25 protein-coding genes are annotated in these 24,734 nt (G+C 59.6%); 15 read left to right on the top strand and 10 right to left on the bottom strand.

The window, feature by feature from the left end; translation table 11 throughout:
* Positions 1–31: 31 nt before the first annotated feature.
* Genes K1X75_04865 through K1X75_04855 form a run of 3 tightly spaced genes read right to left on the bottom strand, consistent with a single transcriptional unit; the run spans position 32 to position 4,154 of the window.
* Positions 32–1,210 (bottom strand): thiolase family protein, encoded by a 1,179-nt coding sequence (locus tag K1X75_04865; GenBank protein ID MBX7057374.1) that lies wholly within the window; start codon positions 1,208–1,210, stop codon positions 32–34.
* Between the two features lie 38 nt (positions 1,211–1,248).
* On the bottom strand, positions 1,249–2,496 hold the full coding sequence (locus K1X75_04860) for a hypothetical protein (GenBank protein MBX7057373.1): 1,248 nt from the start codon (positions 2,494–2,496) through the stop codon (positions 1,249–1,251).
* Positions 2,493–4,154 (bottom strand): amidohydrolase family protein, encoded by a 1,662-nt coding sequence (locus K1X75_04855; GenBank protein MBX7057372.1) that lies wholly within the window; start codon positions 4,152–4,154, stop codon positions 2,493–2,495. The genes K1X75_04860 and K1X75_04855 overlap by 4 nt, the downstream gene beginning before the upstream one ends.
* Positions 4,155–4,243: 89 nt before the next feature.
* Here K1X75_04855 and K1X75_04850 point away from each other — a divergent pair, with 89 nt between their 5' ends.
* A complete protein-coding gene (locus K1X75_04850; GenBank protein ID MBX7057371.1) occupies positions 4,244–4,846 on the top strand; it encodes a DUF4202 domain-containing protein in 603 nt (200 codons plus the stop codon).
* A gap of 11 nt (positions 4,847–4,857) precedes the next feature.
* Here K1X75_04850 and K1X75_04845 read toward each other — a convergent pair whose 3' ends face one another.
* Positions 4,858–7,236 carry a tetratricopeptide repeat protein gene (locus tag K1X75_04845; GenBank protein ID MBX7057370.1) on the bottom strand — a complete coding sequence of 793 codons (2,379 nt, stop codon included), beginning with the start codon at positions 7,234–7,236 and terminating at the stop codon, positions 4,858–4,860.
* Positions 7,237–7,458: 222 nt separating this feature from the next.
* Here K1X75_04845 and K1X75_04840 point away from each other — a divergent pair, with 222 nt between their 5' ends.
* A complete protein-coding gene (locus K1X75_04840; protein ID MBX7057369.1) occupies positions 7,459–9,735 on the top strand; it encodes a nitrite/sulfite reductase in 2,277 nt (758 codons plus the stop codon).
* Between the two features lie 11 nt (positions 9,736–9,746).
* Entirely contained in the window at positions 9,747–10,325 is a 579-nt protein-coding gene (locus K1X75_04835; protein MBX7057368.1) for a hypothetical protein, read from the top strand.
* Between the two features lie 71 nt (positions 10,326–10,396).
* Here the strand turns inward: K1X75_04835 and K1X75_04830 are convergent, their stop codons facing one another.
* Complete coding sequence (locus tag K1X75_04830) at positions 10,397–10,690, bottom strand: hypothetical protein (protein ID MBX7057367.1); 294 nt, start codon at positions 10,688–10,690, stop codon at positions 10,397–10,399.
* 46 nt (positions 10,691–10,736) lie between these two features.
* On the bottom strand, positions 10,737–12,137 hold the full coding sequence (locus tag K1X75_04825; protein MBX7057366.1) for a PhoX family protein: 1,401 nt from the start codon (positions 12,135–12,137) through the stop codon (positions 10,737–10,739).
* Positions 12,138–12,232: 95 nt separating this feature from the next.
* On the opposite strand from K1X75_04825, the gene K1X75_04820 reads away from it, so the two are divergent.
* Positions 12,233–13,255 (top strand): fructose-bisphosphate aldolase class I, encoded by a 1,023-nt coding sequence (locus K1X75_04820; GenBank protein ID MBX7057365.1) that lies wholly within the window; start codon positions 12,233–12,235, stop codon positions 13,253–13,255.
* Between the two features lie 9 nt (positions 13,256–13,264).
* A complete protein-coding gene (locus tag K1X75_04815) occupies positions 13,265–14,530 on the top strand; it encodes a pyridoxal phosphate-dependent aminotransferase (protein MBX7057364.1) in 1,266 nt (421 codons plus the stop codon).
* 15 nt (positions 14,531–14,545) lie between these two features.
* Here the strand turns inward: K1X75_04815 and K1X75_04810 are convergent, their stop codons facing one another.
* Together K1X75_04810 and K1X75_04805 are read right to left on the bottom strand one after the other, a co-directional pair.
* Positions 14,546–15,148, bottom strand: a complete 603-nt coding sequence (locus K1X75_04810; GenBank protein MBX7057363.1) for a glutathione S-transferase family protein — start codon at positions 15,146–15,148, stop codon at positions 14,546–14,548.
* 39 nt (positions 15,149–15,187) lie between these two features.
* Positions 15,188–15,475, bottom strand: a complete 288-nt coding sequence (locus K1X75_04805) for a hypothetical protein (GenBank protein MBX7057362.1) — start codon at positions 15,473–15,475, stop codon at positions 15,188–15,190.
* Between the two features lie 22 nt (positions 15,476–15,497).
* Here K1X75_04805 and K1X75_04800 point away from each other — a divergent pair, with 22 nt between their 5' ends.
* Genes K1X75_04800 through K1X75_04755 form a run of 10 tightly spaced genes read left to right on the top strand, consistent with a single transcriptional unit; the run spans position 15,498 to position 22,095 of the window.
* Positions 15,498–16,775 carry a 4-hydroxy-3-methylbut-2-enyl diphosphate reductase gene (locus K1X75_04800; protein MBX7057361.1) on the top strand — a complete coding sequence of 426 codons (1,278 nt, stop codon included), beginning with the start codon at positions 15,498–15,500 and terminating at the stop codon, positions 16,773–16,775.
* The gene (locus K1X75_04795) at positions 16,772–17,707 is read left to right on the top strand and encodes an ABC transporter ATP-binding protein (GenBank protein MBX7057360.1); all 936 of its coding nucleotides are present in this window, start codon (positions 16,772–16,774) and stop codon (positions 17,705–17,707) included. The genes K1X75_04800 and K1X75_04795 overlap by 4 nt, the downstream gene beginning before the upstream one ends.
* Entirely contained in the window at positions 17,704–18,477 is a 774-nt protein-coding gene (locus tag K1X75_04790) for an ABC transporter permease (GenBank protein ID MBX7057359.1), read from the top strand. Before K1X75_04795 ends, K1X75_04790 begins: the two co-directional genes overlap by 4 nt.
* Positions 18,474–19,025 (top strand): D-glycero-beta-D-manno-heptose 1,7-bisphosphate 7-phosphatase, encoded by a 552-nt coding sequence (gene gmhB / locus K1X75_04785; protein MBX7057358.1) that lies wholly within the window; start codon positions 18,474–18,476, stop codon positions 19,023–19,025. Before K1X75_04790 ends, gmhB begins: the two co-directional genes overlap by 4 nt.
* A complete protein-coding gene (locus K1X75_04780; GenBank protein MBX7057357.1) occupies positions 19,018–20,127 on the top strand; it encodes a tRNA pseudouridine(13) synthase TruD in 1,110 nt (369 codons plus the stop codon). Before gmhB ends, K1X75_04780 begins: the two co-directional genes overlap by 8 nt.
* Positions 20,099–20,341: a BolA family transcriptional regulator gene (locus K1X75_04775; GenBank protein ID MBX7057356.1), complete on the top strand. Its 243-nt coding sequence runs from the start codon at positions 20,099–20,101 to the stop codon at positions 20,339–20,341. Before K1X75_04780 ends, K1X75_04775 begins: the two co-directional genes overlap by 29 nt.
* 54 nt (positions 20,342–20,395) lie before the next feature.
* Complete coding sequence (locus K1X75_04770; protein ID MBX7057355.1) at positions 20,396–20,620, top strand: BolA/IbaG family iron-sulfur metabolism protein; 225 nt, start codon at positions 20,396–20,398, stop codon at positions 20,618–20,620.
* A 35-nt stretch (positions 20,621–20,655) separates the two neighbouring features.
* Positions 20,656–20,967, top strand: a complete 312-nt coding sequence (gene grxD / locus K1X75_04765) for a Grx4 family monothiol glutaredoxin (protein MBX7057354.1) — start codon at positions 20,656–20,658, stop codon at positions 20,965–20,967.
* A 10-nt stretch (positions 20,968–20,977) separates the two neighbouring features.
* Positions 20,978–21,235, top strand: coding sequence for a glutathione S-transferase N-terminal domain-containing protein (locus K1X75_04760; protein ID MBX7057353.1), 258 nt, complete (start codon positions 20,978–20,980; stop codon positions 21,233–21,235).
* Positions 21,236–21,237: 2 nt separating this feature from the next.
* On the top strand, positions 21,238–22,095 hold the full coding sequence (locus K1X75_04755) for a class I SAM-dependent methyltransferase (GenBank protein MBX7057352.1): 858 nt from the start codon (positions 21,238–21,240) through the stop codon (positions 22,093–22,095).
* On the opposite strand, the gene K1X75_04750 is transcribed toward K1X75_04755, so the two are convergent.
* Together K1X75_04750 and gshA are read right to left on the bottom strand one after the other, a co-directional pair.
* Positions 22,084–23,121 carry a carboxylate--amine ligase gene (locus tag K1X75_04750; protein MBX7057351.1) on the bottom strand — a complete coding sequence of 346 codons (1,038 nt, stop codon included), beginning with the start codon at positions 23,119–23,121 and terminating at the stop codon, positions 22,084–22,086. The genes K1X75_04755 and K1X75_04750 overlap by 12 nt on opposite strands.
* Positions 23,118–24,701 carry a glutamate--cysteine ligase gene (gene gshA / locus K1X75_04745; protein ID MBX7057350.1) on the bottom strand — a complete coding sequence of 528 codons (1,584 nt, stop codon included), beginning with the start codon at positions 24,699–24,701 and terminating at the stop codon, positions 23,118–23,120. Before gshA ends, K1X75_04750 begins: the two co-directional genes overlap by 4 nt.
* Positions 24,702–24,734 lie beyond the last annotated feature (33 nt).

Raw genomic sequence — 24,734 nt, 5'->3', positions numbered from 1 at the left:
ATAGATGCCTGGCACAAGCTTGACTGCAATTTCAACAGGCTTCCAGCAGCATGGCGATGCCCTGGCCGCCGCCAATGCAGAGCGATGCTACTCCGTAGCGAAGACTGCGCTGTTCCAGCTCGATGGCGAGGCTCAGAGCCAGTCTGGCGCCGGAAGCTGCCAGTGGATGGCCCAGTGCAATTGCCCCGCCGTTTACATTGGTTCGCTCCGGATCCAGCTTCAGCTGCCGGATAACAGCCAGGGTCTGCGCCGCAAAGGCCTCATTGATTTCGAACAGATCAATATCACTTTGTTGCAGCCCATGCCTGGCAAGCAGGCGAGGAATAGCGAGCGCCGGTCCAATGCCCATGCGCGAAGGATCGCAACCCACCGCGCTGCAGCCCAGGATGCGGGCGCGCGGTTTTCGCCCCGAGTTCTTGAGGAACGCTTCCGAAACGACCAGCAGCGCCGCGGCGCCGTCGTTGATGCCGCTGGAGTTGCCGGCGCTGACAGTTCCCTGTGGATCAAAGGCTGGCGGCAGGCCCGGCAGAGCCGAAGCCGACGCGGCCCCGCGGATAAACTCGTCGCGGTCAAAGTTGACTTCTGCCTTGCGCTGCCTGAGTCGCAGCGGAGCGATTTCCAGTGCCATGCGACCGCTGTCGGAGGCGCCTTCGGCGCGCGTTTGGCTGCGCAGCGCCCACGCATCCTGGTCCTCGCGACTGATCGAAAAATCGCGGGCCAGGTTTTCGGCGGTCATGCCCATCGGCAAACCGCTGTAGCCGTCGGTCAGACCGGAAAGCAGACTGTCTTCCATCGCCAGGCCGCCAAGTTTCTGACCCCAGCGTGCGCTTTGCAGCAGATGAGGCGCATGGCTCATGCTCTCGGCGCCGCCGGCCAGAACGCACTGACTGACGCCGGAGCGCACTTGCTGGGCCGCCTGGGCAATTGCCTCCAGGCCCGATCCACAAAGTCGGTTCACCGTCAGGGCGGGCGCGGAGACTGGCGCGCCGCTACGCAAAGCAACATGCCGCGCAAAGTAGATCGATTGGCTGTCGGCCAGTAGGACATTGCCAAAGATGCATTCGTCTACGGCCGAAGCTGCAACGCCGGCGGCCAGCAACGCCTGCGTGGAAGCGTGAACGGCAAGTTCAACAGGATGCAATTGATGCAGCGCCCCGCCAAATGCGCCAAAGGCGCTGCGTCGACCGTCAAGGATATAGGCATCAGACATGCGCGGGAAGCTGCGCGGCGCCTTCAACCGGTCAAGAGCTATTCCCCGGCGGCGCGCGTCATGGCGCGGCTGCGCCACGATTCATCCCAGAAGTGCGCCACGCAGTTGTAGTTCCATAAGATATCGTTTACGCTTCGCTCCGTTCTGGCAAAGCGATCAATCGAGGAAAGCCGCAGCCGCCAGCGATTGCCGGCGCACGCTTCCATCCATTGCGATTGGCGCGCTCGTAAAAAGCTTCGCCAGCGTTCCGCGCGCCGCGCTTCCTCCTGCAGGGCCGGGTCCTTTGGCAGCAAAGCGGCGGCGAAGCGCTGCATATGTTCGTTGGCCGCCAATTGCACATCATCGAGCAGAAACTCGCGTCCATCCAGCAGCGGTTTGAGGGCGGCGGCAATGGCGTGAGTCGCAAGCAGCGGCGCGGCGCTTTGCAGACAATCGCGCGCCTCATTTAGAAAAGTCGGAATCGCCGATCTACTTTCCGGAGGCGCCAGCGGCGACATTGTATGGACCCACGCTTCCACTCGCCCAAGGGCATCGGGGCAGAACTCGTCATAGCTGATTCCGCAAAGCGCCAGGGCGCGCTTTTTTCGAAAGGCCATCACGCCCACGAAATCACGAAACTCCGCCACCTGTCCATCATGGAGGTAGCGCCCCTCGGGCAATATCAAGAAGGTTCGGTTTTTCTCGGCGAGTTCGCGCTGCACGGCAACAACTGAGTTCAAGGTCTCTTTTGCGGCGCGACGCAAGAAGTCATCATAGTTCATGCCGGTGAGCGACCTCCCGGAATATTGTGCGCTTTCGTACTGTTCGCGCGTCGGGATGTCGCTGCCGTCGCGATAGACCGGATGAGCATTGAGCGACTCAAAAATGCTGCGGATGCTGCGACCCAGGCTGCGGCCCAGCAACACCGCGGCCGGGCGCAGCGGCGCCATTTTCAGGATATCCGGCAGCAGATCACGGTAGGCGTAGAAGCCGTCGAAGAGACCGGCCATAGCAACGATAGTCGGTTCATGAAAGCGATCCAGCGGCCGCCCGGCCATATAGTCTACTATGGTAAAGACGTCGTGCAACTTCTTGTGCGAGAAACTCAGTATCGGGGCCGGCTGTTCGCGAAGGGGCAAGCGATCGTAGCCGCTGACGTGAACATTGCTGATCATGCCTGGAAGCTTTCCGAGGGCGTGAAAACGCCCGGCCCAGCGGATCATGTCCTTGTTGATCAGGCCGGTCAGAAGCGACGGCCGCTGAAAGACTCGATCGCTGCAATGCCGCGCATTGATCCAGTTGTTCATTGCCACTGTGCTCCGCGCAGCGGCCGGCCGCGCCCCTCCGCGACCAGATTGCCGTTGAGGATCATCGGCGCGCCATTCACGAATACATGCGCCAGTCCTTCGGGCTTCTGCCGGGGATGCAGGTAATCCCCGCGATCACGAAAGTGCAGCGGATCGAAGGCGACGATATCGGCGGCAAAGCCGGTCGACAGCAGTCCGCGTCCCTGCAGGCCGACAATGGCGGCTGGAAGCGAAGTCATGCGTCGGATCATTTCCTGCATGCTGGCTGCGCCCTCATCCCGCGCAAAGCGAATGGCGCGTGGAAAGGCGCTGAAATTGCGCGGATGAGGACGACCCTCGCCCTCAAAGGGCAGGGCGGCGCCATCGGAGGCAATGGCGCACCAGGCTTCGGACATCAGCGCCGCTACATTTTGCTCGCTCATTGCAAAGCCAATCATTGCGGCGCGCGGACCAAGAGCATCGAGGATTTCTACTACCAGATCAAAGGGGCTCTTATCCAATGCGGCGGCCAGCTGTCCCAGCCGGGCGCCTTCATAGCGCCGGTAGTCGGGATGAGGCAGATCGGACAGCAGGACCGCATCGTAGGAATCAAGCGACTGAATCTTTCGCTCAAAGCCGGCAGCCATCCGCTCGCGCAAGCTTGCATTGTGCAAACGCTCGCCCAGTGGCTGCGCCGGATCCAGTCGGGCCCAGACTGGCAGCAATGAGATCAGGCTAACGCTGTAGGCATTGTATGGATAGGCGTCAAAGCTGCGCCATGCGCCGGCGTTGCGGTCGACCGCCAGGCGACGCAGCATCTCCGCTTGCTTTGGCCAGTTGCGCCGCCCTTGCGCCTTGAGATGACTGACGTGCAATCGCGCGCCAGAATTCTGGGCGATGGATAATGCCTCGTCCAGCGCTTCCAGCACCCGGTCATCTTCGTTGCGCATATGTGTAACGTATAACCCCATCTGGCGGGCCAGAGCGATAAGCTCGCGCCTGGTTGCATAAGCGCCCGGCGGATATTCCAGTCCGCTGCTGAGCCCGGCGACGCCCGCCTGACGCGCAGCGCGTCCGGCGGCAGTCATGCGCGCCAGCTCCAGCGGCGCGGCCGGACGAAACTGATCGCCCAGGATCTGGCGGCGCAACTGACCGGCGCCCGCCAGGAAGACTACATTGGCATAGAGCGGCGCTGCGTCGTAGCGCTGCACCATCCCCGCGAAATCGAGCCAATTCGCGCCGGCAATTCCCATGGCCTCCAGACGTCGGTTGCTTGCTGAAGCCTGTTCAGAACTGAGCGGTGCAAGGCTACGGCCATCCTGCCCGATCACTTCTGTGGTGACGCCCTGGTAGAGCTTGGAAAGCGCGCGTCCGCCCTGCAGGAGCGCAAGATCACTGTGGCTGTGCAAATCAATGAAGCCCGGCGCTACGGCCAGACCGCGCAGATTGAGGCGACGCTTCGCCGCCATTCCCTCAAGGCCGCCGATGGCGAGGATATGTCCATCTTTGATGGCAAGGTCCGCCTGTTGAGGCGCTGCGCCGCTGCCATCGAAGAGCTGGCCGCCTTGTAGCAACCAATCCGCCTGGTCGCTGCCCTGTGCCACAACTCCTGCGGCGGCGCCCAGCAGCCCGGCGCCGGCCGCTAAGGCCTGCCTTCGAGTAATCAAGGATCCGCCCACTGCGGACAGCTTGCGACTGGCAATAGGAGCCGCCCAGCAGATTGCAGAAAAGATTGTCCCGGGCATGGCGGGGACTTTCGCTGGGTGCAATGCAAGATCGCGAAGAAATGCTAAAGGCGGTCCACGCTGCAATTGATCGCGCCAACAGCGAGGATCCACAGCGAGATGGAGAGGATGGGAGCGCAAAGGCGCTGCTCTACGGGCGAAGGATGACGACCACGTTGCTTGCCATCGAACCGGCTGCCAACCTCGCCCTGTGCATCGCCGCACGCGGTCAGCACATTCGAAGGTGGAAAATTCCGCGCGATACCTATCCGCGTGACCGCGCCGGTTACCATCGCTGGCGAACTGATCTACAGCGATTTCACGCTGCCGAACTGCGGGAGATTCTGACAGCGCTGCAATTTGCGGAAGAGCTGATACTAAGAGTCGAGGCGCTGGTCCAAAAAAGGAATCTGCGCCAGGACAGCGAGGTGCAGCTGCTGGAGGATGTTATCTGTCTGGTTTTCTTGAGTCATTATGCGCTGGAGTTTGCCGCGCAACATGATCCGGTAAAAACCGCGGACATTTTAAGGAAGACGGCCGCCAAGATGTCCCTGGCCGGTCGCGAACGCGCTCTTGCATGGCCCATGCCCGCCGCGGTTCGTGAAATCTGGCTACAATGTGCCAGCGGCAATCCGGCCGAAGCTTGATCCGTCCTTGTTCAGGGCTCGATCCACTCGGCGGCCAGAGTGTAAGGCGGGTCTCCGCCGCGATCCAGGCTGTTAACATTGTGATGGAAGCCGCGAACCGATAGGAATCCAATGATGGCAAAGCGGCGCTGGTCGGGGGCCTTGTAGAGGATCGACTGATTGAAGAAGAACAGCACCGGCGACTCTTCAAATTCCTGACCGAGCGATGAAAATACGCCGCGAATCTGCGACCACTGTCCGTAAATGTCGATCGAATTGGCCGCGCGCAAAACGATCGCCTGGCCTTCGGACGGAATCATCGCTTGCCGGTCGCTTCGTCGCCAGCGCGCAGGAATGCGCATCTGTGACAGCAAGGGATCGAAACCATTGGCGGCGAGCACCTGCAGGTTGGGATGTTGCAGTACCAGGCGTCGCTGAGCCTCAGGCAGGCGAAATTCGAAGATCGAAACCTGTTCCGGCAAATCCAGGGCGACGACTTGCATTGCTGGAAAATCGCGGGCCAGGCTGCGAGTTGTAACCGCTGGCTCCGTGGCATTGGCGATGGCCGGACCGATGTCAACAAAGAGCAGTCCGCGGCCATCGCTGTCGCCGCCAGCGATCATTACCTTGCGCAAGGCCTGCATGGGCGCTGAATCCCCGCTGCGGTTTAGTAAATCGAACAGGAAGACATTGGTATCATCGAGCCGACCGGCATAGGTGCGCGAAAGAATGTGCTGGGGGTGGCGATCGGCGCGAAAGGCGCCGGTAAAGCTGCGAACCTGATCCTCCTCGTCGGCAGTAAAAAACGAGTCAGCGCCGGAAGGCGTTTGCAGGCTGGTGCGCACGCCGGCGACGCTCAGGTCGCCGCTTTGCAATACGCTGCGGACGCGCGTCCAGCGCCGCTGGTAGTCATGACGCGCCGCCAGCTGCGCCTGGCGACCCAGGCGCTGTGCATTGTAGGAATCGCCCTGCAGCGCACGCAGGCGCGAAAGATTGCGAATGACCGACGGATAGATGGAGGCGTTTTCGAGGCCAAGCATTCGCAATCGTTGCCTGGACTTTTCGAAAAGCGACTCTGACTGATCCCACTGATTCAGGCGTCGCAGGATAGCAGCCTGATTATTCAGGTTCTCAATAGCCAGTTCCGAATTGTCCCAGCCCCGCTCGTGAAAGACAGCGGCTGCGCGCCGCGATTCGATCAGCGCCATTTGCAAATCTCCGCCCGAGGCCGCTGCGCGCATGGCCGCGCGATTGTAATCGAGCAACGCGCTTTGCAATCCGTCTTCTGCTGATTCGGGAGCGGCTTCCTCCGCCAGACGATCAAAATGTTCCAGCGCCTCGCTATAACGGCCGGTTGCGGCCGCCGCCGAGGCCAGCAGCTGCAAATTCAGACGGCTGACTGGTCCGACGTGAAAGCCGGCGCGATCCAGTCCCCGTCGAACTTCGGCCAGCTGGCGGTAGGCCGCTGCGGAGGACTGGACTTCAAGTTGCAATCGTCCCAGTTCGTTTTGCATACGCAACGACTCGAAACTCTGCAGTCTGCCCGCAGCGCTCCAGCAGCGCAGGGCTTGCATCAACAGGTACTGCGCTCCGGCCGCATCCCCCTGTCGATCACGCGAAAGTCCGACTGCGCCCAGTTGCTGCGCGTAGTGGCTGAGATCGCGGCGCCCGCTGCGCAGCTGGCGCTTTAAATCAAATTCCAGGTCTCGACGTTGACGGTAGGCGAAAGGGCCGCCGCGATAGGCCGCCACCGCTGCTCGGTCGCGGGCTTCGGAAAAGTAGGGTTCCATCGCAAGTGCGCGTCGATAGAGCGCCAGCGCCAGAAGCGGCTGCTGTTCCTCAACCGTCAGCGCACGCGCGAACAGTTCGTAAGGTTGTAGCGAGGGACGGAAACGTAGATCCATCTCGCGACGGTCCTCTGCGTCCAGAGCGCGGCTGTTCAACTCGTGTTCGTCGATGGCCTCCAGCCAGGCGCGCGCCATCTGGTATGCCATCTCGCCGGGCGCCGATCGCAGTCCTTCTACCCGGCCGGCGCTCCAGCTACGATCGCGACGCAGGTCGACGATCTGCAGCTCTGCCCGGACGCGCTGTCCATCTTCCGAATAGCGCCAGCGCAGGGCAAGGTCGGCGTCGCCGCTGGAACCTGTCTCATCCACGATCGGAGCTTCGGCTCTCAGCAACAGCGCCTGCTGCAGTGCGAGATTGCGCGAAGCGCTGAGATAGTAGGCCGCAGAGTGGGCAAGGGCGAAGGCAATATTTTGATCGACCGGGGATTCATCAAATTCAGGCGGCAGCAACCGCGCTACGGGAAAATTGTAGGGGGCTGCGCGTTCGGCGGCGCCGCGGCGATGCGCCTGCAGCTGCGGCCCCGCAACAAGGAACAAAATCAAAAGCGCCGACACGGATCGCAAGGTCGGATGCGCCCTGCAGGCGCCGTGGGCTGGCATCCAGCCAGGTGGGCATGTGCGGGAGCGCTTGCGAAGCCGTTTTTTTGCGGTCCCCTGTTTGTCCGAGACCGAAGGCGAGACTCGGCCAGGCGTCAGTCGAACTTCAAAATCGGATTCCTGGTAATCTTCCAGGAAATGAATGGACGCCACTCTGGAGGTCGTTTCCTTGACCCGGAGTCTGAAGGCATGAAAGCATCGAATGACGCGTGGTCCCAGGAATTGGGCCCAATGATCCGCGAGGATTGGGCCAGAGAGATCGATATCTTTGAGACTGAGCTTCGTTTGCGCAAGCAGGGCAAGTTCGACGAGAAGCTCTTTGCTGAGACGCGTCTGCGACGCGGCGCCTACGGCCAGCGCTATGACAACGGCCTGCGACACGATGGCATCGCTCAGCAAAACCTGGCATTTCCAGAGGCGCCAACCAAAGGGCCGATGACCCAGTGGTATGCGCCGGGCATGATGCGCATCAAAGTTCCCTACGGCGGATTGACTCCCCAACAGCTGGAAACAATGGCCGAGCTGGCCGAAGACTATTCCGATGGCATCGCCCATGTTACCACACGCCAGGATTTCCAGCTGCACTTTGTGCTGATTGAAGATGCTCCGGCTTTGATGCGGCGGCTGGCGGCGGTTGGAATCACAACGCGCGAGGCTTGCGGCAATTCCGTGCGCAACGTCACCGGATGCGCCATCGCCGGAGTCTGTCGCGAAGAAGCCTTCGATATATCGCCGTACGCCCGCGCCCTGACATTTTTTTTGCTCGGTCACCAGGATGTGCAGGACTTCGGTCGTAAATTTAAGATATCTTTCAGCGGCTGCGCACACAATGGTTGTGGCCTGGCAAATATGCACGACCTGGGAATGGTCGCCAGAACTCGCGTCGTTGATGGTCTGACGCAACGCGGCTTTCAGGTTTTCGTTGGCGGCGGCCTTGGCGCCGTACCGCATTCGGCGCGCGTCCTGTACGATTTCTTGCCTGTAGAAGAACTGCTGCCGATGGCTCAGGCTGTTAGCCGCGTGTTTGCTCGACTGGGCGAAAAGAAAAACCGCGCCAGAGCGCGAGTCAAGTTCCTGGTTGCAAAGCTGGGCGACGAGGAATTCCGCCGCCTGGTGCAGGAGGAGCGCAAGGTTCTGCCGTCGGATCCGCGATGGACAGCCTATTTGACGGACCTGCCAGAGGCGACGGAGGAGAAACCTTCGAAGCCTGGCTCGGCGCTTGCCAGCACAACCAATCCCGAAATGCTGCCCTGGCAAAAATCCAATGTCTATGCGCAGAAGCAAGAGGGCTACTCTACCGTTACCGTTAAGCTTCCCCTGGGCGATATTACCGCTGCGCAATTGCGCGCTCTAGCTGACATCGCGCGCCGCTATACGCCCGGCGCAATCCGAACGACAGTGGAGCAAAATATGGTCCTGCGCTGGATCAGCAATTCCGATCTGCCAGCGCTATTTGCCGAGCTACAGGCGGCGAAGTTGGCCGGCGCAGGGGCCGAGGGGATTCGCGATGTGGTTGCCTGCCCTGGCACCGACACCTGCAAGCTGGGCATATCCGCCTCGCGCGGATTGGCGGGCGAACTGATGCGCCGCTTTTCTTCAGGAGATATGGCTATCGATGAGACCATTGAACGATTGAAGATTAAGATTAGCGGCTGCTTCAATTCCTGCAGTCAGCACCACCTGGCGGATCTCGGCTTCTATGGCGTGGCCCGCAAGGTTGGGGCGCATACTGTTCCCCATTTCCAGGTGGTGCTGGGCGGTCAGTGGAGCGAAAACGGCGGCGCTTATGGTCTGCCCATTCTGGCTGTCCCCTCGCGCCGCATTCCGCAGGTGATTGAAAGGATTGCCGATCGCTTCCGCAAAGAGCGTCAGGCAGGCGAAACATTTCAGCTTTTCATCAAGCGCATTGGCAAGGTCTCCATCAAGCAGATGCTGGATGATTTGACGGCAGTGCCGGAGCATGCTTCCGATCGCAGCCTCTATTCCGATTGGCGCGATCCGCGCGAGTACAGCACCGGCGATATGGGCGTGGGCGAATGCGCTGGCGAGGTCGTTACAAGGATTGATTTCGATCTGGCGGCTGCGGAGCGCGAGGTCTTTGAAGCGCAACTGCTGCTGGATAGCGGCAACAATGACGCGGCGGCTAAACGCGCTTTGCGCGCCATGCTGCAGGCGGCGCGGGGCCTTGTGCGGCTCAGCTATCTGGATGTTCCCGAGACTCCGGCGGTGATCATCGAAGAATTTCGCAAACGCCTCTACGATACGCAATTGTTCTTTGATCCCTTTGCCGGCGGAAAATTTGCGCACTTCTTGTTCTCAGCCTTTGAACGGGCAGACGAGCCAGCGGATCAGCGCAGCGCCCACCACCGCGTGGAAGAAGCGGGACTATTTGTTGAAGCGGCGCACGCCTGCAATTTGCGGCAGGGCGACCGAATTGCACAATCGGGACTTGCTGCGGCGACCTGAGTCGAGGAAACATGGAACTGCAGCACCTCAGTGTAAAGGTTTACTCCCTGGCTCCGAGCGCGCCGGAAGTGGCTGACGCCATTCCTGTATTTCACCGCTGGATTCAGGAAAAGGCGCTGCCTGGACTGTGGCTCGACGTAGCTGACTACAGCCATGTGCCCGCCGGTCCCGGCATACAACTGATTGGACACGAGGCCTATATCCGTCTGGAGCAGGGCGCGGAAGAGCGCCTGGGAATCGTATTTGAGGTGCGCGAGATTCGCGACGGCGACAATCATGCTCGCCTGCTGCACGCTCTTGGGTTTGCATTTCGCGCCGCTCTATTGCTGAGCGCCGCGCCAGAATTTGCAGGACGATTGAGCTTTGACGCCGGTCAATTGCTGGTCTGCGCTGGCGATCGATTGCTGGCCCGCAACAATGCCGAGCATGCGGCAGTATTCCGGCAAGAACTGGAGGGAGCCCTCAAAGTACTGGGCATAGCGTCGGTTGAGACAAAAGTTGCTTCCACCGATTCGCGCAGTCGTCTGACGCTTTCGGTAGCTTGTGGCGCGCCTGTTGCGCTGGACGCAGTACTGAGCGCCCTGCGCTGATCGTATCGCCGCAAAAAAAAGCCCGCCTCTAAAGGCGGGCTGCTTTGACTCGCAGGAGTCTTTTGCTGGACTCACTTTTTCAGCAGCGTTTCCAGTCGAGTTTGCGCTTCCTTGAGCGAGCCCAAACCTTGCTCCAGCAGTCCGCGCAGCTGGGAAACCTCGGCGCTTTGATCGGCAGCTCCCTTGCTGACCAGATCGGAATAGCCTTTGCTCAGCTGGCTTTGAATATCATTCAGCTTTTCCTGCGCAGCCTTAAAGGCGCCCAGGCCGGCATTGACTGCGTCACGCAGGCTATTTTCAATATTCGGGGACAGTGCCATTTTTTCCTCCCGCACGACATCCAGATCGATGGTGCGTTGCGCCATAGTTATTGTGCGCTGCAAAAACGTCAACCGGAAATTGAATCTCATCTCAGCCGGCTGCCGATGGGAAGGGGCCTTCAATGGCAATGGTCAGACCTTCACGATAAAGGTTGAGGAAGAGCGCCCGGCCATCAGGCGAAAAACAGGCCCCGGCCAATTCAGAGAAAAGCGTAGGGTAGCGGGCCAGATTGCGGACGCTGCCATCCGGGGCAATAGAACGCAGCCATTGAATGCCGCCGCCGTCTTCGCAAACCAGAAGGTCGCCCCACGGTGCAACGCAGAGATTGTCGGGGCTATCGAGCTGGCTTTCATCCTGCGATTCATAGAACAACTGCAGGCGGGCAGGCGCTTCGCGTTCGCGCGAAATTCCCTCATAGGGCGAGGGGCGGTAACGCCAGATCTGACCAATTCTTCGGGGACCGCCGCTTGTTGCGCTGAAGTAGATGCTGCGGTCTTGAGCCTGCCACATTCCTTCGCCTCTGGCAAAGGCTAAGGCGCCCTTGCGTCGGCCGCGATGTCGCAGGTCGTCTTGCGGGGCTTCCACGTCTTGAAGTTCGATCCAGCGAACTGTTCGTTCCTCGCCCACAGCGATCTGGATGCGCTCCTGGTTGCGCAGGTCGCGGTCTTCGCCGACCAGAGCAAGGGCCTGCAATCGTCCGCCACTTTCCGGTTGGCCGCGCCGAGTTGCCAGAAAGCGATACCACAAGCCGTCCTCACGGTCCTCCGTTTGGTAGATCGCATCGCTCGATTGATCCCAGACGATTGCTTCGCGATGAAAGCGGCCAAGTTGCTCCAGGCGTCGCGCTGGTCCGGAGGGCGGAGGCCAGCTTGCCGAAATTTCAAAGGCGTAGCCATGGTCTCTGGCCAGCTCCGCATCGCTTCGATCCACGGCCTCCTCACAGCTGATCCAGCTCTGTCGAATGCTTGCTCCGCCGCCACAGTTGCGCAGCGTTCCATAGAGCGCCAGTCGACTGCCCAGCGGCTGCAGCGATGCGGCGTCCAGCAGTAAGGCCGTTACTGCGCCCAGCGGCGCTTTACCATTGACCTGGCCTGGATCATAGCAAGGCGCGCCGACCGATTCGCGCCACAGCCGATTGTTGCTGCCAAAAGCGCCCGGTCGAGCCATCCAATCGGAACTGCGACCCAACTCATGGTTGCACATCAGCAAGATTTTGTTTTCCAGTGGGAAGGCAAACATTCCGTCCGGGTTATTAGGTCGTAAGCAACCGTCATCCATCGCGTCCCCGGCGCTGGCAAGAATGCGGTAGCGAAAGCCTGGCGGCAGATCCAGTCGACCTGCCGGATCTCGTTGCAGCAATGGATCCGACTGTTGACGCAAGAGTCGCCAATCGCATTGGACTACGCTGGCCAGTCCAAGGAAGGCGGCGCCGGTAGCGCCCAGCGTGCGTATCGCCTCGCGCCGTGAAATCTTATTCTGCGATCGCTTCATTTTTAGAATCCCGCCAGGCCGGCATCAGTCTGGCAATCATGTCAATCGTCCAAAATTAGCTTGCTGCATAGCTCCAGCTCGATTTCCGATGCGGGATGTCATTTCGTCAGGAATTGGAAAGCAACGCACGGAAGCTGGCTGCCGATGGCCGCGGTATTCTCGCCGCCGATGAAAGCAACGCAACGATGGGTAAGCGTCTGGAAAGCGCGGGCGCTGTCAATTCCGAGGAAAATCGGCGCGCCTTTCGCGATCTGATGTTTACGGCGCCGGAGATGGCGCGTTTTGTAAGCGGCGTAATACTCTACGACGAAACGATTCGCCAGAAATCTGCGTCCGGGCAGCCCTTTCCACAACTGCTGCAATCCCTGGGCGTCATTCCGGGAATTAAGGTTGATACAGGCGCAAAAACCCTGCCTGGGTCAGAGGCGGAGAAAATAACTGAGGGCCTTGATGGACTTCGCGCGCGGCTGCAGGAGTACTACTCAATGGGCGCGCGCTTTGCCAAGTGGCGTGCGGTGATCGAGGTCGATTCCGTTCTACCGAGCGAGTATTGCTTGCTTGCCAACGCTCAGGCTCTTGCTCGCTACGCAGCGCTTTGCCAGGAAAATGGACTGGTTCCGATTGTCGAGCCTGAGGTGCTGATGGATGGCGCGCACAATTTGCAGCGATGCCAGGAGGTTACGGAACATACGCTGCACCTGGTCTTCAACGCCCTTTACGATCACCGTGTCATGCTCGAAGGAATGTTGCTGAAGCCCAACATGGTCATTGCCGGCAAGAAATGCAGCGTCCAGGCCACGGTGGAAGAGGTTGCTACGGAGACGCTTCGGACTCTGCGCCATACGGTGCCGGCGGCAGTGCCGGGCATTGTGTTTCTTTCTGGAGGCCAGTCCGATGAGCTTGCTACGGCCCACCTGAATCGTATGAACCAATCTGGATCGCATCCGTGGTTGCTCAGCTTTTCTTACGGGCGCGCTCTGCAGGCCGCGGCGCTCAAATCGTGGGCCGGAAAATCGCAAAACGTGGATGCCGCACAAAAGGCCTTCTTGCATCGCGCTCGACTCAACAGCGCCGCCTGCCGCGGCGACTATTCTTCCGCAATGGAACAGGCGGCCTGAGCGCCGGATGTGAAACAAACACGCATCGCCCAGCTACTTTCGCATCCTTCTGGCATCTGTGAACTGATGCAAGATCTAGATCGGGCTCTGAACCAGAGACCGGACCTGATCTTGCTGGGCGGCGGAAATCCGGCGCGGGTTCCAGATGTTGAAAAGCGACTTCGGCAAGAGATGGAGAGTCTGCTGGCTGATTCCGATCGCTTTGAGCGAGCGATGGGAGTGTATGACGGGCCGGCCGGCTCATTGTCCTTTCGCCGCGCCACGGCCCGCTTGCTTTCCGATTTGTACGGATGGCCATTGAACAGTGAAAACGTTTTTCTCTGCAATGGCAGCCAGAGTGCATTCCATCTGCTATTCTTGCTCTTCGCCGGCCGCGATGCTGGCGGCGGACTGCAGCGAATCCTTCTTCCACAATGTCCGGAGTACATTGGCTATGCCGATGCTCCGCTCGATCCAGGCCTGCTGCTGCAAGCGCCGCCACAATCCAGAAATCTGGATGGCGCTCGCTTTCGATATCAGATCGACTTTGAGGCTTTGCAATCGCTGGCCTTGCGCTGCGGTCCGATTGGCGCGGTCCTGCTTTCGCGGCCCTGCAATCCGACTGGAGGGGTTTGCAGCGATCAGGAATTGCAGCGTTGCCTGCAACTGGCGCGACAGCTTGAAGCGCCGCTGGTCATTGATCAAGCCTATGGGCAACCTTTTCCGGGGCTGATCTACGGCAACGCCACTCCGCTATGGGCGCCGGACATCGTGCTCTGTTTGAGTCTGTCCAAGGCGGGGATGCCTGGATTGCGTACGGGAATTGTAATTGCGAACGAAGAAACTGTCCAATCTCTGGAAAAACTTGGCGCCATGTTGAGTCTGGCGCCTGGTCGCTGCGGACCGGAACTGGCGATGCATTTGATGCAGAGCGGCGATCTAATTACTATTTCTAAACAATACGTATTACCATATTATGAAGAGCGTCGAAAAAGGGCGGAAGCCGCGCTGCTGGGCGCTCTGGGCAATGCTCCGGGCATTGCAGTCCATGCAGCCGAGGGCGCCTTCTTTTTGTGGGTGCGCGCCGGGAACCTGGCAATCGACGGGAGCGAACTCTACCGCCGAATTGCCGCCCGCGGCGTGCTGGTAACGCCGGGCCGCTATTTCTACTACGGGCAGGAATCGATGCCAGCGGAAGCGGAGCAGACGCTGCGACTGAGCTATGCCCAGGACCCGGAGCTGGTCGCTCGCGGAATGAAGATCGTTGCCGAGGAATTGATTCGCGCCAGCGTTTGATCGCCGCGCGCTGGATCACGCTGGCGGCCTGGTTTCCAGCATTGCTGGCCGCTCCAGCAGCCGTCGCGACCAGTCCTCGACAGCCGGCGGAATTTCGAGGCCCAAAAGCGAGCGAAACTCCAGAAAGGGAGCATAGCTGACATCGGCCAGGCTGTATTCATCGCAAAGGTAGGCGCGTCCCTGCAGGTCTTTGGCCAGCGCTGCCAGATGGCGCTCCAGATGCTCGGCGGCCTTCTTCATCGCCTCATGCGGCCAGCGCGATTCAGGCAGAAAGCGACGAGGAAAGTAAATTGTCGAACCAGGAATGCCAAAATCGACGTTGGATAGCTGCATGTACATTCTGACTCGCGCTCGGGCTGCAGCTCCCGAGGGCATCAGCGGCGGTTGCGGCTGCAATTCTTCGAGATATTCGAGAATGGCCAGCGACTCGTAGAGCGCCAGATCGCCATCCTGCAAACATGGCACACGACCCATCGGATTCAAGGCCAGATACTCCTTGCGTCGATGCGCCAGGCGTTCCATGCGTACGTTTTCCAGTTCAAGCTCGATGGACTTCTCGAGGGCGGCGATGCGCACGCGGCGACTGTAAGTCGAGTTGGGATGATAAAAGAGCTTCAAGCCAGATCTCCAGACAACAGGATGCAGAACAACGGACGCTCAGGCGAGAAAAATCAAAACGCCGGCAACAACTCCGCCGATGGCCCGCAGCCAGGCCGGCTCCGTCTGACTCTTGCCAAAGCGAGCCATCAAGAAGCGCAAACCGGCATACAACATGGCAAAGCCAAACAGGCCCAGCAGCAGCGACTCTGAGTCGCGAAGGCCCCGTTTTACCATCAAGCAGCCCGAGGAGCTGACGGCAATCAAGGCTGCGGTCGCGAGTCTGCCTGCGAGGCGTTGCAGCGCCCGCCCGGGAGCAATGGGATGTTGTGAGCCCGACTCGGTCATTCTGATTTCCTGTTGGCAGCACATGAGCCTGCCCGGGAATCGCACTATGGCCAGGCAATTCGAAATACCGGCCTTCTACCGCTCGCCAGTCATTTCCATTCTGAAGACGGCGCGGCGCAAGCAGGATCGATATAAGAAAGATCTCAGTCCCACCATCCTGGACCTGGGCTCGCTGCGATTCAAGCTGGCCCGGCATTTTGGCTTTTGCTACGGAGTGGAAAATGCAATCGAGATCGCTTATCGAGCACTGGCCGAAAACGAAGGCAAGAACGTATATTTGCTCAGCGAGATGATCCACAATCCGGCGGTCAATGGCGACCTGCAGCGGCGTGGCATTCAATTTCTATGCCGGACTGATGGAGCGCCGTTGATTCCATTGTCCGGGTTGCAAGCGGGGGATGTAGTCATCGTCCCAGCTTTTGGCGCGCCTGTGGAACTCATGAACGAGATGCGCGATCGCGGCATCGACACGCAGAAATACAATACTACTTGCCCCTTTGTGGAGAAAGTCTGGAATCGATCGCAGTTGCTGGGCGAGCAGGGCTATACCGTGATCATTCATGGCCGACCCGACCACGAAGAGACGCGAGCAACCTTCTCCCATGCCCGACTGGCAGCGCCTTCCCTGGTGATTCGCGATCTGAAAGAAGCGCGCCTGCTTGCTGAATTTTTGCGGGGCGATCGCCCCTGGACCGATTTTGGTCGGGATTTCAATCCTCGCGTATCGGACGGCTTCGTAGCAGAGCGAGACCTTGGAAAAATTGGCGTGGTCAACCAAACCACTATGCTGGCCAGCGAAACCCAGTCCATCGCCGACGAATTGCGCAGCGCCATCGCGCAGCGCTACGGCGAGGCTGCGCTTGGCGAACGTTTCGCCGACACGCGCGATACACTATGCTATGCCACCGAAGAAAACCAGACAGCAACGAAAGGCCTGATTGAGGCTGGCGGACATCTTGCGATAGTGGTGGGAGGCTACAATTCTTCCAATACCTCCCATCTGGTGGAACTGCTGGAACAACGCTATCCCACATACTACATAAAGGATGCTGACGAAATTTTGAGCGATCATCGAATCCGGCACCTTGATATGCATTCCGGCAGCCTGACCGAAAGCGAATCATGGATCCCGCCGAATCGCCCGCTGGAAATCCTGCTGACGGCAGGGGCCAGCTGTCCTGATGCAATGGTCGATGATGTTTTGTTTCGACTCTGCCAGCATCTGGGCATCGAAAATCGATTGGACCAGGCCCTGGCCCCCTTTCGCGAACTGATTGCCAAGCAGGATCAGGAAAAGTGAAGCAAGAAACGGCATTGGCCATCAGCGGATTGAAGAAGACCTACGCCAACGGCGTCGAGGCGCTGCGCAACCTGGATCTGGAGGTTCGCGCCGGCGATTTCTTTGGACTGCTTGGACCCAATGGCGCCGGCAAGACCACCATCATCGGCATCATTTCTTCGCTGGTGCGCCCTTCGGGCGGGCGAGCCAGCATCTTCGGTCATGATATTGAAAGAGACTGGTCGCAGGCGCGTATGGGCCTTGGCGTTGTCCCCCAGGAATTCAACTTCAACATCTTTGAATCCGTGGAACAAATCGTAACCACCCAGGCGGGCTTCTATGGCATCCCGCGGCGCGTCGCTCAGGTGCAAACCGAATCGCTCTTGCGCCGTCTGTCGCTCTGGGATAAGCGCCAAACTCCGGCCGGCCAGTTGAGCGGCGGAATGAAGCGGCGACTGTTGATTGCCAGGGCGCTGGTCCACCAGCCTCGGCTGCTGGTGTTGGACGAGCCAACTGCCGGCGTCGATGTGGAATTGCGGCGCTCGATGTGGGAATTTCTTACGGAATTGAATGCCGGCGGCGTCGCCATTATTCTGACCACTCACTATCTGGAAGAGGCCGAACAGCTCTGTCGCAATGTCGCAATCATAGACCATGGCGCCATAGTCGCTCAAAGCGCTGTGCGCGACCTAATCCAGACGATGAACTCTGAGACCTTTGTACTGGATCTGGCCGAAAGCATCGGAGCAGTTCCGAACATCGAGGGCTTTCAGTTGCGTCGCACTGCCGAAGGTATGTTGGAAGCTGAAGCGCCGCGGGGGCGCAGCCTGAACGATCTTTTTGAAGGATTGAGCAAGGAAGGAATTCGCGTCGTCAGTATGCGTAACAAGGTCAATCGATTGGAAGAGTTGTTTGTTCGACTGACCGCCCGCACGGAGGCAGTCGGGCTATGAATAGCCGTCAAATGCTGGTGGCGCTCAGCACCATTGTCCGTCGCGAAATTGTTCGAATTTTGCGCATCTGGATCCAGACTCTTGTTCCGCCGGCCATAACCATGGCCCTCTATTTCTTGATATTTGGGCGCTTGATTGGATCCAGGGTGGGCGACGTACAGGGCATGACCTACCTGCGATTCATTGCGCCTGGCCTGATCCTGATGGCGGTTATCACCAACGCCTATGCCAATGTTTCGTCTTCCTTTTTCAGCGCGCGCTTTCAACGAAACATCGAGGAGCTGCTGGTATCGCCCACGCCGAACTGGATCATCGTTCTGGGCTACTCCCTGGGCGGCGTAGTTCGCTCGTTGATGGTGGGCGGGGTAGTATTGTTGATTGCGGCAATCTTTCAGCCGATGTCGGCGCCGCACCCGCTATCTGCGCTGAGCTCCTGCATACTGGCTTCCTTTGTTTTTTCACTGGGCGGCTTTTTGAACGCCTGCTACGCGCGGAAATTCGATGATATCAGCTTGATTCCAACCTTTATCCTCACGCCGCTCACTTATCTGGGCGGCGTCTTCTTCTCGGCCGATATGCTCTCGCCCTTCTGGCGCGGCCTGGCGCTGGCAAACCCCATTTTGTATCTGGTCAACGCCTTTCGCTTTGGATTGACCGGCCATAGCGACATCGCGCCAGAGCTGGCTTATCTGACCGCTGCAGCAGCGGCGGCTCTGCTTTTCCTCATCAATGTTCGCTTGCTTAAGGTTGGACGGGGTTTGCGGCAGTGAAACCGGTGCGCCTGGCGATATTGGATCGCGACGGAACGATCAATCTCGACAGCCCGAATGCAATCCTGAAGCTGGAGGAGTTTGAACTGCTGCCTGGCGCGGCCACAGCAATCGCCGCCTTGAGTCAGAGCGGTATTCTGGTTGCCGTCGCTACAAACCAGGCAGCCATCGGGCGCGGTCGGACCACGGCAGCAGAAGTTGAGAAGATGCACGCCAAACTCCGTAGCGAGGCCCATGCTGCAGGCGGCAAGATTGATTGGATCATGATCTGTCCCCACCGTCCTGAAGATCAGTGCCAGTGTCGCAAGCCAGCGCCGGGAATGCTGCTGGAGTTGCTAATGCGCGCTGAAGTTACGCCACAGGCGGCGGTAATGATTGGCGATAGCTTGCGGGACCTCGAGGCGGCGCAGGCGGCCGGGATTCGAGCGCTGCTGGTTCGCAGCGGCAACGGCGCGGAGCTGGAGGCGACCGGCGGCGCCCGGCTGGCCGCTGGAATCTTCGACGATCTTGACGCCGCCTGCCGGCAAGTGCTACAGGAAAATGAATGATAGTCTGGCTGGCGACTTCGCGACGCAGCGGGTGTTGCCGCTGGTCAGCGCCAACCTGCCAGGCATTGGCGGACAGTTCAAAGCGCATCCAGAGGACTTCGTAGTCGAGGAACTGCCGCTATATGACGCCTGTGGCGAGGGCGAGCATATCTACCTGCGCTTGCGTCGTCGCCTGCTCAATACTCGAGAGCTGGTCGGGATGCTGGCTCGCGAGCTGAGCATTTCCGAAGCATCCATCGGCTATGCTGGATTGAAAGACAGGCGCGCACTGAGCGAGCAGACATTCTCCTTGCACATGCCGCGCGTAGCGCTGCAGTCCGTTGTTGATCGAATCGCAGCCAGATTGCCGTCGCTACAGGTGCTTGCCGCCAATCGCCACCGCAACAAACTGCGTGTCGGTCACCTGCGTGGAAATCGGTTCCGTCTGCAATTGCGCGAGCTGCATCCGCAATGGATGCCGCGTCTGCAGGCCAAGCTGGCCTTTCTCGACAGCGTCGGGACGCCCAACTACTTTGGAGAGCAGCGCTTTGGCGCCGAAGGCGACAACGCTGGGCGCGGATTGGCCATTCTTCAAGGGCGTCAGAAAGCGCGCGGCTGGATGCGTCGTTTCATGCTCTCCGCTCTGCAATCAGACCTGTTCAACCGCTGGCTGGCAAGTCGCCTGCAAATGCTTTGCTATCCTCAACTGCTCGCAGGCGACGTTGCGCGCAAGCGCCAGAGCGGCGGGATCTTTGTCGTCCAGGACCCCGAATTGGAAAACCAGCGACGCCTGCGCGGCGAGATAGATCTGTGTGGCCCAATCTTTGGCCAGAAGATGCCTGCCGCTGAGGGCCGGCCGGCGCAAATGGAAAAGGCGGTCCTCGATTCGGCGGGTCTCGGTTTTCGCGACTTCGACCGAAGCGAGCTGCCAGGCAGTCGAAGACCGGCGATCATGCCGATTGCGGCCCTGCAGTGGCATGCCGCGCCAAACGACCTTCATCGGCTGGAAATGCAGTTTGAGTTGCCGCCCGGATGCTATGCCACCGTACTGCTGTCGGAGCTACAGCATGGCAATGAACCAGCGCCGGGAACGGATGCAACAGCTACTGACGCGACAGTTTGAGCCCCTGGAACTGCTCATAGACGACCTCAGCGACCGACACGCTGGCCATGCCGGCGCCCGGCCAGGCGGCGAGACCCATTTCCACATTCGGATGCGCGCTGCGAGCCTTGCTGGACTCAGCCTGATCGAACAGCACCGTCGCGTCAATCAGGCCCTGGCGGCAGAATTTCAGGACGGACTGCATGCCCTTTCGCTGGATCTTGCCGCGAGCTGATCTTTTTTTGTTTCTGGACCGGCGGCCGCGTTACCCGGCGATGGTTGAGGCGTCATGACAATCAGCGAGTTGCAAAGCAGAATTGAACAGGGACTTCCCGGGGCGCGCGTTGAGATTCAGGACCCAATGCGCGATGGCGTCCATCTGAAGGCGGTGGTTCGCTTTGCCGGATTTTCTGGCCGCCCTCTGCTAGAGCAACACCGCATGGTATATGAGCTCTTGCGCGAGGAACTAAAGGGAGAATTGCACGCCCTGGCGCTGGAAACGCGCGCCGATTGAACAGAAGCACATTATTTGAGGGCAGGGAGATTGAAATGGAACAGGCAATGAAGGATCGCATCGAAGAATCGATCAAAAGCAAAAAAGTATTCCTATTCATGAAGGGAACGCCGCAGCAGCCGATGTGCGGCTTTTCGGCTGGCGTTGTTCAAGTTCTGAACCGCCTGGGCGCCGAATACGGATCCTGCAACGTTCTGGCGGACGAGGGCATTCGCCAGGGAATCAAGGAATACGCCAACTGGCCTACCATCCCTCAGCTCTATATTGATGGCGAGTTCATTGGCGGGCATGACATCGTGGTGCAGATGGCTCAATCAGGCGAGTTGCAAAAGAAGATCAGCGGGTAGCTGAACCATGATCCGCATCTATCAGTTTGCCTCCTGTCCTTACTGCCAGCGCGTGCGACAGGCCTGCGATCGTCTGGGTATGCAGAAGGGCCGCGACTATGAACTGGTGGAGGCCAGTCGGGGTACGCCCGGGCGAGACGAGGTGATTCAACTGGGCGGTATGAGTCAGGTGCCGTTTTTGACGGATGGCGATCTGCGCATGTACGAATCGGACGATATCGTCTCTTACCTTCAGACGCGCTTTGCGGCTGGCGCTCCCCAGGCTTGAATGTGCTTCGCTGGTCGCTGGCGGACGCCGGCAACGGCCGGCGCCTGGACCGTCTTGGCGAGCTACTGATCGACCGTCCCTCGGGGGCCGCCCGGGGCCCCGCAGCTGCGGTTGAATCCTGGTCAAACGCAAACTATTTCTACAGCGCCGAACGAAAGATCTGGCTTCGGGAACGCGGACCTGAATCAGCCGGGCGCCCGGAAGAAGCCTGGTTGGCGCGGCTGCCGGAAGACCTCATTTGCGAAGCGACTCTGTTGCAGGGCGGACAGCTTGGATTTTTTGCCGACCATGCTCCACTCTGGCGCTGGATGGACGACGAGCTGATTTCCAATCAAACTTCTGGCGCTGACTGCATTCTGCTCAATCTTTTTGCTTATACCGGGATGCTCAGCTGCGCCGCAGCCAGGCGCGGTTGTCGCGTCGTTCACCTTGATGCCTCATCAAGCGCTGTACATCGAGCGCGGCGCAATGCACAGCTGAATGGCGTTGCCGAGGACCGAATTCGCTACATCGTCGATGATGCAATGGCCTTTGCAGCGCGCGAATTGAAGCGCAATCGGCGCTACCACTACATAGCGCTCGACCCGCCGGCCTTTGGCCGCGCCGCAGGCGGAGCGATCTGGAAACTTGAGCGCGATTTGATCCCGTTGCTCAAGATTTGCCGGGCGCTGCTGCATGCCAACGGACGGGCGCTGTTGTCGCTGCATGCCGCCGAAATGGACGAGTCGCGTTTTCGAAATCTATGCGCGCAGGCTGGCTTTGCCGACGAGAACATACAAGTCGAAGAACAGCAGGAGCGCGCCGAATCCGGCGTTGCTTTACGTTGCGGATGGCGCGCGGTACTATCGCTAACCTGCTGAAGCCATCGCTTCAAATCCAAGCAAATCCAACACCCGGGGGCCGACCGATCGGCCAGGGCCCTGATGTGGGAACTCGTGAATATAGAGCACCGGATTGAAATTGAGTTCGAGAATATGGTAGCCAGCCTGCGCCGGCGGAAGCTCGGCCGCCGGAAGAATCAGGTCGACGCCGCAGATCCGCGCCCCAACGGCGGCCGCCGCGCGCACAGCGATCTGATTGTACCCGGGATGGACATCATCGCTGCGATCGATTGAGTCTCCGCCGGTGGAAATATTAGAATTTCGCCGCAGATAAATACATTGGCCGTCTGCTGGAATGGACTCCGCATTGAGCCCCTGCTGAGCGAGGTGTTCCAGTTCGACTGCGCCAAGTTGAATCTTCTCCAGCGGGCTGCGGTGGCCAGTTCCGCGCCAGGGGTCCTGATTCTTCTGCTGCACAAGCCAGGCAATACTGTGCTGTCCGTCGCCGCATACATTGGCCGGCACACGATTACAGACGGCGACGCATTCGCCGTCGATCACCAGAAAGCGCAACTCGGGACCGGGAGCAAATTCCTCGACAATAACCGTGGGGCTGAGCCGCAGACTCTCTTGAACGGCGGCGCGATATCTGGACAGCGATGGCTTGCTTTCAAAAACAACGACCCCTTCGCCAAAATTGGTGGTGGCCGGTTTGACAACAATGGCCTGCGCTATTTCCCCGAAGATGGCCTCAGCATCCGCCGCTTCGTTGAAAGCCCAGCCCGCGGGATAGCGCAGTCCAGCTCGACCCAGCATTAGTTTAGTCAGTCGCTTGTCTTCCATCAACAGGAAGCTCAAATAGGAATCGCAGCCAGTCTTGGTGGCTTCTTTTACGATTTCGCTTCGACCATCGCGTTCAATCAGGATCAGCTGCGCATTGCGATCAAGCGTCTCCACGCGACAGCCGCGCGCCAGCGCAGCGGCTGCCACAATCTGCGTAGAGATTTCCAGATCTTCAAAGCCCGGAGTCTGGAAAGCGCGGCGCGCCGGCAAAGCTTGACTCATGGTTGACCGCAAACTGCCGGACGCGCCGCAACGGATGGCGCTGGATCGGTCGCAGTCTGCCGTTCCAGAAGCGCCTGCGCTTCCAGCGAGCGGGCGCTCAACTCCTGCATATGTTGCATTTCTGATTCGCTGATGACCCGCTTCTGCAGCTGCTCCATCAAGCGGCGCGCGCGCTGCAGGCCGAAGTCAATGTAGCACAGACCCGATGCGTCCAGTTCGCGAGCATGAAGCGCAGAGGGCGTCAATTCCGGATCGCGAAATTTCGCCGCCTGCAAGCGCAGCGATTCAGTATAGTCCTGGCTGCCACACTCCTGGTCAAGGCGCTCGGCCAGCGGCAGTAGCTCGTCGCAAAGCTGAAGCCCGTCATCGTGCAGCGACTTCCGTCCGTTTTCGCCAACGAGACTCAGGTCGCGTCGCCGACCCTCCCAGGCAACGCGCAACATCCGCTCCCGACAGCGCCGGGCCTCGGTTTCGCCAAGCGGCGGCGATTCCGTAAAGAGCGCATGGAGCAGCAGCATCTGAATAAAGCTGAGCCGCTCGATACATATTCCGCCGTTGCTTTCCGGGTCCAGATCGAGCGTGCGTACTTCCAGATAACGGACGCCGCGTGCATTGAGGGCGTCGAGCGGCCGCTCATTTTCCATGATTGGCTGTTTCGGGCGAATCGGCGCATAGTACTCGTTTTCGTTCTGGAGGATGAAGTCGTTGAGCATTTCGTCAGGACGATTGCGAAACGCTGCGTAAGCTGGATGGGGAGAGCTGACGGCGTTGCAGAGATCTTGCATGTATTCTCGCGCCGAGTTGAGCGAAATATGGAGGCCGGGCGAGCGTCGATTGCTGTAGCCCAGGTCGCTCAGCCGAAGCGATGTGGCGTGGCGACCGAGCCAGGTGTGGCGGTCCAGACGCTGCAAGCGCGGATCGGCGCGCTCTACGAAACTGGCGTCTGCGGCTGGCGAGGCGCCAAACAGAAAAGCCAGTAGATATGCGCGTCGCGTAAAATTGCGGATGATGTGAAAGTAACTCTCATCGACCAGAGTTCGCAACGAATCGGAATGCAACGTTCCGGGCTGCTCGCGAAGAGTTCGCCCGTGCCACCGTTCCCAGAATTCCAGACCCGGCGAAAAATTGTAGTGCACGCCGCTGATCGTTTGCATGCGCCGGCCATAGCGATGCGCCAGACCGCGACGGTAGATTTCGCGGTTGCGACCGCTGCGCGACTTTCCGTAGCGCGCAATGTCTATATCGGCTTCGTCTTCGGGAAGTCGCGGCGGCATGCTGAACGGCCAGAGCAGTTCATCGCCAATGTGGCGGGCAGTGAAAGCCCCGGCCAGTTTTACCTCGTTCAACACATCCTGCATTGAGTGATGCGGCGCGGTGGTGAACTCCAGCTGCGCCTCGCCGTAGTCAGTAGTGATCAACGGATGGGCGAGGGGACTGCCAAGGGCAATGGGATGTGGATTGCGGGAAAGAGCGCCAGTCGCGCTAACGCGCTGGCATTCCCGTTCCAGGCCGTGCAAGCTGCCTTCGTTCAGGATAATTTCTGGCGAGGGCAGACGCATCGGACGAAGGCTGTGGGTCATAGTTGTAAGCTTCGGCGCCGCCACGAGGCTGGC

The sequence above is a fragment of the Leptospirales bacterium genome, from assembly GCA_019694655.1.
Taxonomy (GTDB): domain Bacteria; phylum Spirochaetota; class Leptospiria; order Leptospirales; family Leptonemataceae; genus SSF53.
This window is presented reverse-complemented; position numbering and strand designations above follow the sequence as displayed.

Coding starts and splice junctions, on each gene's coding strand:
- K1X75_04865 (MBX7057374.1), bottom strand. CDS start 1,210: ATGTCTGATGCCTATATCCTTGACGGTCGACGCAGCGCCTTTGGCGCA.
- K1X75_04860 (MBX7057373.1), bottom strand. CDS start 2,496: ATGAACAACTGGATCAATGCGCGGCATTGCAGCGATCGAGTCTTTCAG.
- K1X75_04850 (MBX7057371.1), top strand. CDS start 4,244: ATGCAAGATCGCGAAGAAATGCTAAAGGCGGTCCACGCTGCAATTGAT.
- K1X75_04840 (MBX7057369.1), top strand. CDS start 7,459: ATGAAAGCATCGAATGACGCGTGGTCCCAGGAATTGGGCCCAATGATC.
- K1X75_04835 (MBX7057368.1), top strand. CDS start 9,747: ATGGAACTGCAGCACCTCAGTGTAAAGGTTTACTCCCTGGCTCCGAGC.
- K1X75_04830 (MBX7057367.1), bottom strand. CDS start 10,690: ATGGCGCAACGCACCATCGATCTGGATGTCGTGCGGGAGGAAAAAATG.
- K1X75_04825 (MBX7057366.1), bottom strand. CDS start 12,137: ATGAAGCGATCGCAGAATAAGATTTCACGGCGCGAGGCGATACGCACG.
- K1X75_04820 (MBX7057365.1), top strand. CDS start 12,233: ATGTCATTTCGTCAGGAATTGGAAAGCAACGCACGGAAGCTGGCTGCC.
- K1X75_04805 (MBX7057362.1), bottom strand. CDS start 15,475: ATGACCGAGTCGGGCTCACAACATCCCATTGCTCCCGGGCGGGCGCTG.
- K1X75_04800 (MBX7057361.1), top strand. CDS start 15,498: ATGAGCCTGCCCGGGAATCGCACTATGGCCAGGCAATTCGAAATACCG.
- K1X75_04790 (MBX7057359.1), top strand. CDS start 17,704: ATGAATAGCCGTCAAATGCTGGTGGCGCTCAGCACCATTGTCCGTCGC.
- K1X75_04780 (MBX7057357.1), top strand. CDS start 19,018: ATGAATGATAGTCTGGCTGGCGACTTCGCGACGCAGCGGGTGTTGCCG.
- K1X75_04775 (MBX7057356.1), top strand. CDS start 20,099: ATGCAACAGCTACTGACGCGACAGTTTGAGCCCCTGGAACTGCTCATA.
- K1X75_04770 (MBX7057355.1), top strand. CDS start 20,396: ATGACAATCAGCGAGTTGCAAAGCAGAATTGAACAGGGACTTCCCGGG.
- grxD (MBX7057354.1), top strand. CDS start 20,656: ATGGAACAGGCAATGAAGGATCGCATCGAAGAATCGATCAAAAGCAAA.
- K1X75_04750 (MBX7057351.1), bottom strand. CDS start 23,121: ATGAGTCAAGCTTTGCCGGCGCGCCGCGCTTTCCAGACTCCGGGCTTT.
- gshA (MBX7057350.1), bottom strand. CDS start 24,701: ATGACCCACAGCCTTCGTCCGATGCGTCTGCCCTCGCCAGAAATTATC.